This is a genomic window from Streptomyces sp. NPDC102462 (genome assembly GCF_044765425.1).
Classification (GTDB): Bacteria; Actinomycetota; Actinomycetes; order Streptomycetales; family Streptomycetaceae; genus Streptomyces.
The window spans coordinates 38,600-50,466 of sequence record NZ_JBIWKB010000015.1 but is presented as its reverse complement, the minus strand read 5'-3'; the positions used below and the strand labels follow the sequence as shown (position 1 = coordinate 50,466).

The window sequence follows — 11,867 nt, the reverse complement described above, 5'->3', positions numbered from 1 at the left end:
GCTGTCACGCCTGGTCGAGCCACTGCGTGACGGCTTGCCAGACCTGCTCAAGGACCTCGGGCCGCGCCATGCCGGAGTGTTCGCACGGCAGCCCGACCGCAGCCACGGGCCCGGTGGCGTACGGCTCCCACAGCGCCCCGGCGCGGAACCCGGCGGGCTTGCCCTCCTCCGCGACGACCAGCAGGGTCCGTCCGTCGAACCGGCCGAACGTGTGGCCGGACCGGAGCGCCGCGTTGTTGCGGTAGACACGTGCCATGACCCGCAGCTCGTCGTCCGAGAAACCACCGAGCAGCTGGCCCAGTTCGGCGCGGATCCGCGCGACCATCGCGGAGTCGACCTCCGCCGCGTCGGGGGTGCCGCCCGGTCGCTCGGCCGCCGGGTCCGGCGGATAGGCGTCCAGGAGGATCAGCGACACCTGCTCGCCCGCCGCCCGCAGCCGGACGGCGATCTCGTGCGCGGGCGTGCCGCCGAAGGACCAGCCCACGATGTGGTACGGGCCGGACTCCTGTACGGAGCGGATCCGTTCGACATACGCGGCGGCCATCTCCGCGACGGAGCCCGCAGGTTCGCTGCATCCGTCGAGGCCCTGCGCCTGAAGGCCGTAGAGCGGGTGGCCCTCGGGAACGAACCGGGCGAGGGGCATGTAGCACCAGCTGAGACCGCCCGCGGGGTGCACGAAGAAGAACGCCGGCTCGCTGCCGGCGGTGCGGATGGGCAGGAGCCCGCCGAGCGCGTCCCGTACGGAGGACAGACCGAGCGCGCCCATCAGCCGGGCCGGCGTGGGATGGGCTACGAGATCACGCATGGACATCGTCACGCCCCGGGCGCGCAGCCGCTCCCGCAGCGACACCGCGAGCAGGGAGTGCCAGCCGAGCGCGAAGAAGTCGTCGTCGACGGCGACCCGCTCCAGCCCGAGCACCTCGGCGAAGGCCGCGCAGACCGTCTCCTCCAGCGCGCCCGCGGGGCCACGCGCCCCGGTCGCCTCGCCACCCTGGCCGTGCCGGGGCGCGGGCAGCGCCCTGCGGTCGAGTTTGCCGTTCACGGTCAGCGGCAGCGCGTCGAGCACCACCACGGCCGACGGCACCATGTACCGCGGCAGCCACTCGGCCGCGAACTCCCGTACGGCGACGGCCAGGACGTCGGCGTCCTGCCCCGGGTCGGCCGGTACGACGTAGGCGACCAGCCGCTTGTCGCCGGGCGTGTCCTCCCGTACGACGACCGCGGCCTGGCCCACTCCGGCCTGCGTGGTGAGGACGGCCTCCACCTCGCCCGGCTCGATCCGGAACCCGCGGATCTTCACCTGGTCGTCGGAGCGCCCGGCGAACACCAGCCGGCCGTCGGGTGTCCAGCGGGCCCGGTCGCCGGTCCGGTACAGCCGCGTGCCGTTCCCGGCGAACGGGTCGGCCACGAACCGCTCGGCGGTCAGCCCCGGACGCCCGGCGTAGCCGCGCGCCGGACCGGCACCGGCGACGTACAGCTCGCCTGGCACCCCGACCGGGACGGGGTCCAGCCGCTCGTCGAGCACGTACACGCGTGTGTTCACGACCGGCCTGCCGATGGCCACCAGCGCCGCGTCCGCCTCGCAGCGCCACAGGGTGGCGTCGACCGTGGTCTCGGTCGGCCCATAGGAGTTGAACATCGGGTGTGTGCGCGCCCAGCGGGCCATCAGCTCCGGAGTGCAGGACTCACCGGCGACCACCAGCACCGTCTCCGGGTCGACGGCGGACTCGTCAAAGGTGGCCAGGACGGCGGGCGGCAGCGTGACATGGGTGATCCGGTGGGCGGTCAGCCAGCGCGGCAGCGCCTCGCCGAGCCGCTGGTCGGTGGGGATCACCACGAGCGTCGCCCCGGTCAGCAGGGCCATCAGCCACTCCCAGCCGAACGTGTCGAACGCCGCCGACGCGAACTGCCCGACCCGCGCCCCGGGACCCACGCCGAGGTCCCTGTGCTGACCGGCCACCATGCTCGCCACCCCCACGTGGGACACGAGCACGCCCTTGGGCCGCCCTGTCGAACCCGATGTGTAGATGACGTACGCCGGGTGCTCCGGCCGCAGCCCGCCGCGCGCGAGCACCCCGCCCGGCACTCCGCTCGCCGCCTGGGCGAGCGCGAGCGGCGCGTGCTCGTGCACCAGCAGCTCCGCCAGTTGCTCCCGCCGCTCCGACAGGGCCCGCGTCACCCCCGTGTCACCGACGCGCACCCGCACCGGCAGGGTGTTCAGGAACAGCCCGGGAATGCGGTCGGCCCCGGCCCCGGCGTTCATCCGTCCGACAAGGACGGTGCCGAAGACGACGTCGTCCCGTCCGCTCACCGCGGCCAGCACCCGCGCCCACGCCAGATGGAACACGGTGGCCGCGCTCGTCCCGAGCGAACGAGCCGCCTCCCGCACCCGGCCGCCCAGCTCCTCGTCGAGCCGCAGATGCGCCCGCACCACGTCGCGTCCGTCGCCGTGCACGTCCAGCAGCCCGTACGGCGCGGTGGTCTCCTCCACGTCGCCGAGCAGGTCCGCGAAGTACCGCTCGTGCTCCTCCCGCGACACACCCAGCCGCGCCCGGGCCACGAAGTTCCGGAACGGCAGCGGCTCCGGCAGCAGATCCGCACGGCCCGACACGACGGTCACGACGGACGCGGCAGACACGACGGGCACGGCAGCGACCGCAGGTGATCGGGCTGTGTCTGGCGCTGGCCGGGCTGGCCCTGGTCGACGCCCTTGCCGTCTTCGTGCAGAACCGCTGCTCCGGCCGGGTCGGCGAGGGACTGGTGTACGAGCTGCGCACCCAGGTGTTCGCGCACGTGCAGCGGCAGCCGCTGGCGTTCTTCACCCGGGCGCAGACCGGCGCGCTGGTCAGCAGGCTCAACTCCGATGTCATCGGGGCCCGGCAGGCGATGACCACATCTGGTGCCGCGCCTTTACGACCCGCTGTCGGGCGCCGTGCGCATCGGCGGCGAGGACGTCCGCGAAGTGACCCTTCAGTCGCTGCGCGACACGGTCGGTGTGGTCACCCAGGAGGCCCACCTCTTCCACGACACGCTGCGCGCCAACCTCCTCTTCGCCCGGCCCGACGCCCGCGAGCAGGACCTGGTCGACGCCTGCCGGGCCGCGCTGATCTGGGACACCGTGGCGGAGTTCCCGGACGGACTCGACACGGTGGTCGGCGACCGCGGCTACCGACTGTCCGGCGGCGAGAAGCAGCGCATCGCGCTGGCCCGGCTGCTGCTCAAGGCCCCGCCGGTCGTCCTCCTCGACGAGGCGACGGCCCATCTGGACTCCGAGTCGGAGGCGCTGATCCAGCGGGCGCTGAAGACTGCCCTGGCCGGGCGGACCTCCGTGGTGATCGCCCACCGGCTGTCGACGATCCGGGACGCCGACCAGATCCTGGTGGTCGAGGCCGGCCGGATCAAGGAGCGCGGCACGCACGAGGAGTTGCTGCGGGCGGGCGGCCTCTACGCCGACCTGTACCGCACGCAGTTCGCCCACCAGGCCCCGGACAGCATGAGCACCGCCGTGCCCGGCGACGACTGACGGCGAGGAGGAGACCACGGTGACGGACACGACCTGGCTGCCGTACGAGGTGACCCCCGGGGACTCGGGTGTCGAGGCGAGCGCCGCGGGCCTGCTCGACCTGCTCGGGCGCATCGACCTGACCAAGGTGCTGACGGCGGAAAAGGCGCTGGTCCTGCGGGGGTTCGGCATCACACCCGACACCCACGGCGGCGTCGTCGACGCGCTGCTGCCGCGGCGGCTGGCGTACGTCCACGGCAACTCGCCGCGCACCAAGGTGGGCGACAACGTCTACACGTCCACGGAGTATCCGGCGGAGTTCGTCATCTCGATGCACAACGAGCTGTCCTACGCCTCCTCCTGGCCGGCCCGTCTGCTCTTCTACTGCGAGCAGGTCCCGCACACCGGTGGGGCGACGCCCGTGGTGGACGGGGCGCGGTGGCTCCGGTCGCTGGACGCGGAGGTGCGGGAGGCGTTCTCGGCGGGCGTGCGCTATGTGCAGAACCTGCATGACGGCTTCGGGTTCGGCAAGAGCTGGCAGGACACGTTCGAGACGGACGACCGGTCGACGGTGGACGCGCATCTCGCCGGTACGGGCGCAAAGTGGACGTGGACCCGCGACGGCACGCTGCGCATCACCCATCTCGGACCGGCCACCGTACGGCATCGGTTCACGGGCGCGGAGGTGTGGTTCAACCAGGCGGACCAGTTCCACTTCGCGGGCCTGGGCGAGCAGGGCGCCGAGGTCCGGGAGGTGCTGCCGGAGGACGAACTGCCGCAGGCGGTGACGTTCGCCGACGGCCGTCCCGTGCCGCCGGAGTACATCACGCACATCCAGGAGACGGGCCTGAAACTGGCGGTCGACGTGGAGTGGGCGGCCGGGGACCTGCTGCTGATCGACAACGTACTCGTCGCCCGCGGCCGCCGCCCCTTCACGGGCCCTCGGCGGGTCCTGGTAGCCATGTCGGACTGACCCGACCTGCGACCGAGCCGCCGCGGCCCCGGCCGCGAGTCCGGTGGTCAAGCGGCGCAGGTCCCGTGAAGTCCGCCGCGGTTCGCCCGCGCCCCGGAGGGGCGCGGGGCTTTATCGATATGCGGCTCCGCCGCGATGGGGGCCCCTGTTCGAGCGAAGCGGAGAACGCCGAGAACGCCGAGAACTTGGCGGAGCGACCAGCCACGACCGTGCCGCAGACGACCGACGGCACAGCGCGGCGCGCCCAGCGGAGCGCTATGGTTCGCCGGGGTCGGGGCCTGTGAGGTGGTCCTCGGCGGACTTGCGGAACGCCGTCACCAGGCGGCTGCGGTCCGCCGCCCGAGTCGCCAGGACGACATGGCCGGGCTCGACCCCGTGCAGCGGGACCACGGTGAGGTCGGGGCGCAGGCCGCCGGCGTGCAGGGCGGCCGGGACAATGGCCACGGCCTGCCCCGCGGCGATGGACTCCAGCTTGTCCTCGATCGTCTCCACGAGGGGACCGTCAGGTGCGGGGCTGCCGCCGGGCCGCGGGTCGATGCGCCAGTACGCGCTCCACTCGTGATCGGGGAACCGCGGAACGGGCTCGTCGGCGATGTCGTCGAGGGTGACCGATTCCTTGCCGGCCAGCCGGTGTCCCAGGGGCACCAGGAGCATCCGGGGCTCGTCGTAGAGGACGGTCACGTGCAGCCCGCCGGTGTGCAGGGGCAGCCGGGTCACCGCCGCGTCCACCCGGTGGTCGAGCAGGGCCTCGCGTGGCTCGTTCCACTCCAGGTGCAGGGAGTGCACCTCCGCCTCCGGGTGCTTGCCGCGCAGATCGCGCACGGCCGGGGTGATGATCAGGCCCGCGGTGTACCCGATGGTGATCCGGGTGGGCCGGGCGGCGGCCCGGGTGGCGGCGGCGGCCTGGGCGGCCGAGCGCAGCAGCGCCCTGGCACGCGGCAGAAAGACCTCCCCGGCCTCGGTGAGCCGGGTCCCCTGCCGCCCGCGGTCCAGTAGCCGGGCGCCGAGCTGGGCTTCGAGCCTGCGGATCTGCCGGCTCAGCGCGGGCTGCGCGATGCGCAGTTCGGCGGCGGCGCGACCGAAATGCCGGTGTCCGGCGACCGCGATGAAATACCGCACCAGCCGAAGATCGAGGTCCGCCGGCGGCGGATTCAGGTCCGACATGCCTCGACAGCATACTGCCGGACGCCGCCGATGCCCGGGAAAGACCCCATGAGCAGCACTGATGCCCCATCCGTATCACGTGGTGCGGAACAGGTCCTGGACTGCCGGAAGTGCCCGTTCGTAGCGTGAGGTCATGCGCCCGCCGCGGTCCGCGGCACCGGGCCTACCCCAGTCCTGGAGGAGATCCACGATGCCTCTGCACAGCACGAGCCGGGCCGAGACCACGGTCCGGCGTTTGTACGATGCGCTCAGCACCGGTGACACATCGCTGGTGGACGAGGCGCTGGCCGCCGACTGGGAGGCCGTCCCGGGACTGCGGACTCCTGGATCCGCCGGGTGGAAGGCGAGCATCGCTCACCTGCGCGGCGTGTTCACCGACCTGACCGTCACGATCGAGGATGTCGTGGTGTCCGGGGACCTGGTGGCGGTGCGCGCGGTCAGCCGTGGCATCCACACCGGCGAGCTTCTGGGTGTCCCCGGCACCGGGCGCACCGTCGAGTTCCGCGCGTCGGACTTCCATCGCCTGGCGGGCGGCCGGATCGTGCGGACCTGGCATCTGGAGGACTACTTCTCGATCGCCGCCCAGCTCGGGCTCAAGTTCTCCCTGTAGGGCCGCCCAGGGCTGCCCCGGGCGGCAAGTGACCGCCGCTCACACCATGTCGACGTAGACGTAGACCCGGTCGAAGCGGTGTGCGGTCAGGTCGGCGCGGCGGATCACCCAGTGGAAGAGGCCGCCGTCCAGGTGTTCCTCCGCGTCCTCGTCGGCACGCCACGAGGCCAGCAGCGTCCACTCGTCCAGGTCCCCGTCGAGCGGATGATCGTCGCGGGCGGCCTCGACCGGGTCCCAGTTGTGGAAGTTCGGATGACCGCCGAGCTGGAGCCGCCAGCGGGGGCGCCAACCGACCACATGTGACCAGGCGGCGCCCAGCTCGGCCGCGTGCGGCAGGCCCCGGTGGTCCTCGTCGGCGTCGTCGTCGTCGTCTTCGTCCTCGATCCACATTGGCCAGCACCACTGGTGGAAGGTGAAGTCGAGCACCGTCCGCCCGTACGGCTCGTACCAGTCCGGTATGTCCGCGCCCATGGCGCGCTCGACCAGCGGTGTACCGGCGGGAACGTACCGCACGGCGTCGGCCAGGACGGCACCTGATCCGGGATCGGGGTCGGCGAAGAACAGCAGGTGCCCCTCGGTGGGCAGCGGCAGATCGGTCGCCCCGGACGGCAGCGCCGCACAGTCGACGGCGGCGACGAAGCAGGCGTCGGGGAAGGCGGCGCCGGCGGGCAGTAGCGGGTAACCGCCGGTCCTCGCGGCCACCGGCCCCTCGCCGTCCTCCGCCAGATAGACCGCCGGGCGTGCGACACGTATGAACTCCGCCACCGCGTCCGCCGGCAATCCCCGCGCCGCGGCCTCCGCGCGAAAACGCGCGGCCCGCCCTTCCACCGCCCCCTCGGCCGGCTCTCCGCCCAAGTCACCGGCCCCACCGGCGGGTTCGGACCCGCCACGCCTCATCTCGCTCATACCCGGAATCTATCGTGACGCTGTCAGGCGTCTCACGGGGTGTCTCGCCGGTCGACGGCAGAGCGCCGAGGCGACATCCGTGTGACGGTGTCCCGCGCACACCTCCACCGACACGGATACCTTTACGCAAAGACCCCTTCGCCCGAGGAAGTGACGTTTTATGCCGTTGTCCAGCGCCCAGGGCAGGCACGCCACCGCGGTGAGCATCGCCCGTGCGTTCCCGGCGCTGCTGATTCTCGGCGGCGCGGCGGCCGACCTCTTCGCGCCCCAGCCGTACGTCGGCCTGCCGTTGCTGGCGGCGGCTCCCCTCGTGGGATGCACCGTGCTGCGCACACACCGTGGTGCCGCCGTCACGGCCGTCGCGGCCTGCCTGGCGTCGATCGTCGTCGATGTGCTGATCGGCCGCCCGGCAGCGGCCACTTCGGTGGACCTCGCCGTGGTGCTGCTGATCGGCCTGCTGGGTCTGTGGGTCAGCCACCTCATGTCCGTGCAGACGGGCCGGCTGACCGAGGCACGCGACATCGCGGAGGCCGCGCAGCGCGCCGTGCTGCCGGTGCCTCCGGCGTGGGTGGGCTCCTTCCGTGTGGCCGCCCGGTACGAGCCCGCTCAGGCGGAGGCCAGGATCGGCGGAGACCTCTACGCGGTGCAGGAGTCACCCTTCGGTGTGCGCGCCATCGTGGGAGACGTCGTCGGCAAGGGCATGCGCGCCGTGCCCGCGGTCTCCGCCGTCCTGGGCGCGTTCCGCGAGGCCGCGGAGTGCGCTCCCGACCTGGTTGTCCTCGCGCAGCGCCTCGAACACGCCCTGGAGCGGGACTGCCACGCGGCGGACGAGGACTCCGGGTGCCTCACCACCGTCCTGCTCGCCGAGATCCCGGCCGGCGGCGGCAGCATCTCCCTGCTGTCCAAGGGCCACCCCGCCCCGTTCCTCCTGCGAGCGGGCACGGTGACGCGGCTGGAGCCGACCGCACCCGATCCGCCGCTCGGCACCGGACTGGCCGACGCCGTCCCGAACGGTACTCCGGACACCTTTCCGCTGGCCGCCGACGCCGTCGTGCTCATGGTCACCGACGGCGTCCTGGAGGCCCGCAACGGTCAGGGAACCTTCTACGACCCCGAGCCCGACCTCTCCCGGCACACACGGGCCCATCCACGGGACATCGTCGACAGCCTGGTGCGGGACGTGTCGCGGTGGACCGACGGCGAGCGGCAGGACGACCTGGCCGTCCTCGCCCTGTCCCGCCCCGCGCACGGCTGTGGCGGCTCGCGGTCCTCTTCGAAGCAGCCACGGCGGCACCGGAAGCCTCTCTCAACGGTCCCCGGCCGGTGAGCGACACGCGAGGGGGCCGCCGCCGGCCACGGCGGGCGGACGTACGGCTGGGGCGCGAAGACGTCCGCCGCCGCGGCCGGCCCAGCTGCCGGGCGATGGCCGGGCGACATGCGGGACATCACTCCGATGCCGCGCGAACATCACCCGGTTGGATGTCATCGCCGGGCCCGTTCGGTCGACGGGGTGAACGCTGAGGTGCCGTAGGCCCCCATCGAGAGCGAGGTCGATATGACGGTACCCGCGATACGCGGCTCACTGCCGCGAAGCAGGGCGTTGCGCGTGGCGACGGCAGGGTGCGCGGTCGCGGCCCTGTGCACGGCGGCCACGGCTCCCGCGGTGGCGGACGGCGCCGTAAGCGCCGCCAAGCCCACGATCGTCCTGGTGCACGGCGCCTTCGCGGACGGCTCCAGCTGGAACGGCGTGATCGAGCGGCTGAAGCGCCATGGTTACCCCGTGATGGCCCCGGCCAACCCGCTGCGCGGCCTGTACAGCGACTCCGCGTACATCGCCTCCGTCCTGAAGACGATCAAGGGACCGATCGTGCTGGCGGGTCACTCCTACGGCGGTGCCGTCATCAGTACGGCCGCGGTGGGAAACCCCCAGGTCAAGTCCCTGGTGTACATCAACGCGCTGATGCCCGACGTCGGTGAGAGCGGTATGTCGCTGTCCGCTCGTTTCCCGAGCGCCCTGGGCACCGCCACGGACTCCGTGCCGTACCGGACCGCGGGTGCCGGCGGCACCGACCTGTACCTCAAGCGGGACAAGGTGCACCCGGTCTTCGCCAACTGCCTCCCGGAGAGCCAGGCGAACCTGCTGGGCGTCACCCAGCGCCCGGCCGCCACGACCGCGTTCTCCGAGACGGCCAAGGTCGCCGCATGGAAGCAGATCCCGTCCTGGGCGCTGATCGGACGGCAGGACATGACCATCAGCCCCCGGCAGGAGCGCTTCGAGGCCGAACGGGCCCACTCCCACACGCAGGAGATCGACTCCTGCCATGTGTCCCTCATCGCCCGCCCCGACGCCGTGGCCGGTCTGATCCTCCAGGGCGCCGCCGCGGCCGCGGGCAGCGCCGCCCCGCAGCTGGCGCACACCGGCACCGGCGGGCCAAGCGAGCAGGCCCTCGTGCTCGGCGGGATCGCCGCCGTCCTCCTCACCGTCGGCACGGCGGTGCTGTGGCCCGGCCGGCGACCGCGGCACACCACGCGCTGACGGACACGACCGACGACGGCCGCGCGTGCGCGTGACGCGCGGGCCGCCGGCCGCGTGGCGCCCGCACGCGAGCCGGCCTGGAAGCGGTGTTCACGGTGTGGCTCCGGCACGGGCGCCGGCGGAGGGTGCGCGCACAAGGCAACCCACTGCCCGGAGCGGACCGATTCGACCAGCAGCCGGGAGCCGTTACGGGTCTCCACGCGACTGACCTTTCGACGTGCGTCAGGCCCTGCGCCCCTTCCTTGAGCGGCTGAACGCCGAGACGTCCGAGACGGTCCACCTCGGCATCCTCGACGGCACGGCGGTGCGTTTCATCGACGCGGTCGAAAGCCCCCGCGCCGCCGCACGCCTGGGCCGGTCGATGCCTGCGCACTGCGCGTCACGCGGAGAACCCGGTCGCCGGGGTCCGGGTCCGTGCGAGGGGACGGGCCGCGTAGGTGATGCGGATGACACCGTCGGCGTGCCGTTCGGCGGTGGCGCGGACGCCGAAGACGTCGGCGAGGAGGTCAGGTGTGAGCACGTCCAGGACCGGCCCCGCCGCGGCCACGGCTCCGTCGCGCAGGACGACCAGCCGGTCGCCGAGGCGGGCGGCGAGGTCGAGGTCGTGCAGGACGACGAGGGTGGTGACACCGGTGGCGCGGATCAGGTCCAGGAGTTCGAACCGGGCCCGGATGTCCAGGTGGTTGGTCAGCTCGTCCAGGACGAGGAGCCGGGGGTTCTGGGCCAGTGCGCGTGCCAGCAGGACGCGTTGACGTTCGCCACCGGACAGGGAGGCGTAGGCGCGGCCGGCGAAGGGCCTGACCCCGCAGCGGTCGATGGCGTCGGACACGGCCTTGTGATCCCCGGGCCCGTCACGGCCGAGCAGGCCGTGGTGAGGAGCGCGGCCGAGGGCCACGATCTCGGTGACGGTCAGGCCGGTGGTGGCGCCGCCGGCGTCCTGGAGGACGGCCGCGGTACGGCGGGCCGCGACGCGCGGGGACAGTTCCCACACGTCGTCCTCGCCCACCCTGACGGCCCCGTCCGCCGGGCGCAGTGAACGGTAGACGGCGCGCAGCAGGGTCGATTTGCCGCTGCCGTTGGGGCCGACGAGGCCGACGATGTCGCCTGCACGGACCTCAAGGCTCACGTCACGGAGAACAGGGTTGCGGTCCAGGGTGATCCGGAGCCGGTCGACGAGGAGTTTCATGCTTCAGTCCAGGCCCTTGTTGCGGCGCAGCAGCCACAGGAAGAAGGGGGCGCCGAGCAGGGCGGTGAGAATGCCCAGCGGCAGTTCGTTGGGGCGGTTGAGGGTGCGGGAGAGCAGGTCCACAAGAACCAGGTAGACGGCGCCCAGCAGCGCCGTCAGCGGCAACAGCCGACGGTGGTCGGCGCCGATGGTCAGCCGCACCAGGTGCGGGATCATCAGGCCGACGAAGCCGATGCTGCCGGCGACGGCGATGACCGTACCGGTCAGCAGCGTGCTGAGGACCAGCAGGACGGCACGCAACCGGTTGACGTCGACGCCGAGCGCGGTCGCCGATTCGTCCCCGGCGAGCAGCACGTTGAGGCGGCGGCCGAACAAGGACAGCAGTGTGGTGGTGACGAGTACCACGACGGTGACCGTGGGCAGTTGGTCCCACTGGGCGCCCGCGACGCTGCCCAGCATCCAGAACATGACCGTCCGCAGTTCGGTGGGGGTCGCCTGGAGCTGGACGTAGCTGGTCGCCGCGAGGAAGACATAGCCGACGGCGACGCCCGCGAGCACCAGCCGGGTCGGCGCCAGCCGTCCGCGGCGCTGCCCGAGCGTGAACACCAGCGCGCCTGCGGCCACGGCTCCGACGAAGGCCGCCGCCGACACCCCGAGCCCGGCGAGTGCCACTTGGCCGCCGAGCGTGATGACGAGGACCGCGCCGAGCGTGGCGCCGTAGGAGAAGCCCAGCACGATGGGGTCGGCCAGCGGGTTGGACACCACGGTCTGCAGCACCGCACCGGACACGCCCAGGCCCGCGCCGACCAGGGCCGCCAGAATGACCCGCGGTGTGCGGAAGTTCCAGACGATCTGATCGAGCGCGGGGTCGGTGGGTGCCGCCCCGGCGCCGGTGACGTGGTGGAGGACGATGCTCCACACGTCACCGACGGGCACGTTGACCGCACCGATGCTGATCGCCACGATCGTGGTGGCAAGCAACGCGACGGG

General features: G+C 72.7%; 9 protein-coding genes and 2 pseudogenes. 6 read left to right on the top strand and 5 right to left on the bottom strand.

Annotation, left to right across the window (positions count from 1 at the left end; translation table 11 throughout):
* Positions 1 to 4: 4 nt before the first annotated feature.
* Entirely contained in the window at positions 5 to 2,638 is a 2,634-nt protein-coding gene (locus tag ACIRFL_RS15510; protein WP_404028425.1) for an amino acid adenylation domain-containing protein, read from the bottom strand.
* Between the two features lie 23 nt (positions 2,639 to 2,661).
* On the opposite strand from ACIRFL_RS15510, the pseudogene ACIRFL_RS15505 reads away from it, so the two are divergent.
* The 3 genes and pseudogenes from ACIRFL_RS15505 to ACIRFL_RS15495 all read left to right on the top strand — a co-directional run.
* A pseudogene (locus ACIRFL_RS15505) lies at positions 2,662 to 2,856 on the top strand (ABC transporter transmembrane domain-containing protein); the annotation flags it as partial.
* A gap of 40 nt (positions 2,857 to 2,896) precedes the next feature.
* Positions 2,897 to 3,523: pseudogene (locus tag ACIRFL_RS15500) on the top strand (ABC transporter ATP-binding protein); the annotation flags it as partial.
* 19 nt (positions 3,524 to 3,542) lie between these two features.
* Entirely contained in the window at positions 3,543 to 4,475 is a 933-nt protein-coding gene (locus tag ACIRFL_RS15495; protein ID WP_404028422.1) for a TauD/TfdA family dioxygenase, read from the top strand.
* Positions 4,476 to 4,730: 255 nt separating this feature from the next.
* Here ACIRFL_RS15495 and ACIRFL_RS15490 read toward each other — a convergent pair whose 3' ends face one another.
* Positions 4,731 to 5,639, bottom strand: coding sequence for a LysR family transcriptional regulator (locus ACIRFL_RS15490; RefSeq protein WP_404028419.1), 909 nt, complete (start codon positions 5,637 to 5,639; stop codon positions 4,731 to 4,733).
* A 190-nt stretch (positions 5,640 to 5,829) separates the two neighbouring features.
* Between ACIRFL_RS15490 and ACIRFL_RS15485 the strand changes: the two genes are divergently transcribed.
* Positions 5,830 to 6,249 carry an ester cyclase gene (locus ACIRFL_RS15485; RefSeq protein ID WP_404028416.1) on the top strand — a complete coding sequence of 140 codons (420 nt, stop codon included), beginning with the start codon at positions 5,830 to 5,832 and terminating at the stop codon, positions 6,247 to 6,249.
* Positions 6,250 to 6,288: 39 nt separating this feature from the next.
* On the opposite strand, the gene ACIRFL_RS15480 is transcribed toward ACIRFL_RS15485, so the two are convergent.
* The gene (locus ACIRFL_RS15480) at positions 6,289 to 7,155 is read right to left on the bottom strand and encodes a DUF1963 domain-containing protein (RefSeq protein ID WP_404028413.1); all 867 of its coding nucleotides are present in this window, start codon (positions 7,153 to 7,155) and stop codon (positions 6,289 to 6,291) included.
* Positions 7,156 to 7,315: 160 nt separating this feature from the next.
* Between ACIRFL_RS15480 and ACIRFL_RS15475 the strand changes: the two genes are divergently transcribed.
* Positions 7,316 to 8,482 carry a PP2C family protein-serine/threonine phosphatase gene (locus tag ACIRFL_RS15475; RefSeq protein WP_404028410.1) on the top strand — a complete coding sequence of 389 codons (1,167 nt, stop codon included), beginning with the start codon at positions 7,316 to 7,318 and terminating at the stop codon, positions 8,480 to 8,482.
* Positions 8,483 to 8,761: 279 nt separating this feature from the next.
* Positions 8,762 to 9,691, top strand: coding sequence for an alpha/beta fold hydrolase (locus tag ACIRFL_RS15470; protein WP_404028407.1), 930 nt, complete (start codon positions 8,762 to 8,764; stop codon positions 9,689 to 9,691).
* Positions 9,692 to 10,070: 379 nt separating this feature from the next.
* Here the strand turns inward: ACIRFL_RS15470 and ACIRFL_RS15465 are convergent, their stop codons facing one another.
* A complete protein-coding gene (locus ACIRFL_RS15465) occupies positions 10,071 to 10,877 on the bottom strand; it encodes an ABC transporter ATP-binding protein (RefSeq protein WP_404028405.1) in 807 nt (268 codons plus the stop codon).
* A 3-nt stretch (positions 10,878 to 10,880) separates the two neighbouring features.
* Complete coding sequence (locus ACIRFL_RS15460) at positions 10,881 to 11,843, bottom strand: FecCD family ABC transporter permease (protein ID WP_404028670.1); 963 nt, start codon at positions 11,841 to 11,843, stop codon at positions 10,881 to 10,883.
* Positions 11,844 to 11,867 lie beyond the last annotated feature (24 nt).

What these genes read in the sequence shown, in the direction of transcription:
- ACIRFL_RS15465 (WP_404028405.1), bottom strand. Translation starts at nt 10,877, where the DNA reads ATGAAACTCCTCGTCGACCGGCTCCGGATCACCCTGGACCGCAACCCT.
- ACIRFL_RS15485 (WP_404028416.1), top strand. Translation starts at nt 5,830, where the DNA reads ATGCCTCTGCACAGCACGAGCCGGGCCGAGACCACGGTCCGGCGTTTG.
- ACIRFL_RS15490 (WP_404028419.1), bottom strand. Translation starts at nt 5,639, where the DNA reads ATGTCGGACCTGAATCCGCCGCCGGCGGACCTCGATCTTCGGCTGGTG.
- ACIRFL_RS15480 (WP_404028413.1), bottom strand. Translation starts at nt 7,155, where the DNA reads ATGAGCGAGATGAGGCGTGGCGGGTCCGAACCCGCCGGTGGGGCCGGT.
- ACIRFL_RS15475 (WP_404028410.1), top strand. Translation starts at nt 7,316, where the DNA reads ATGCCGTTGTCCAGCGCCCAGGGCAGGCACGCCACCGCGGTGAGCATC.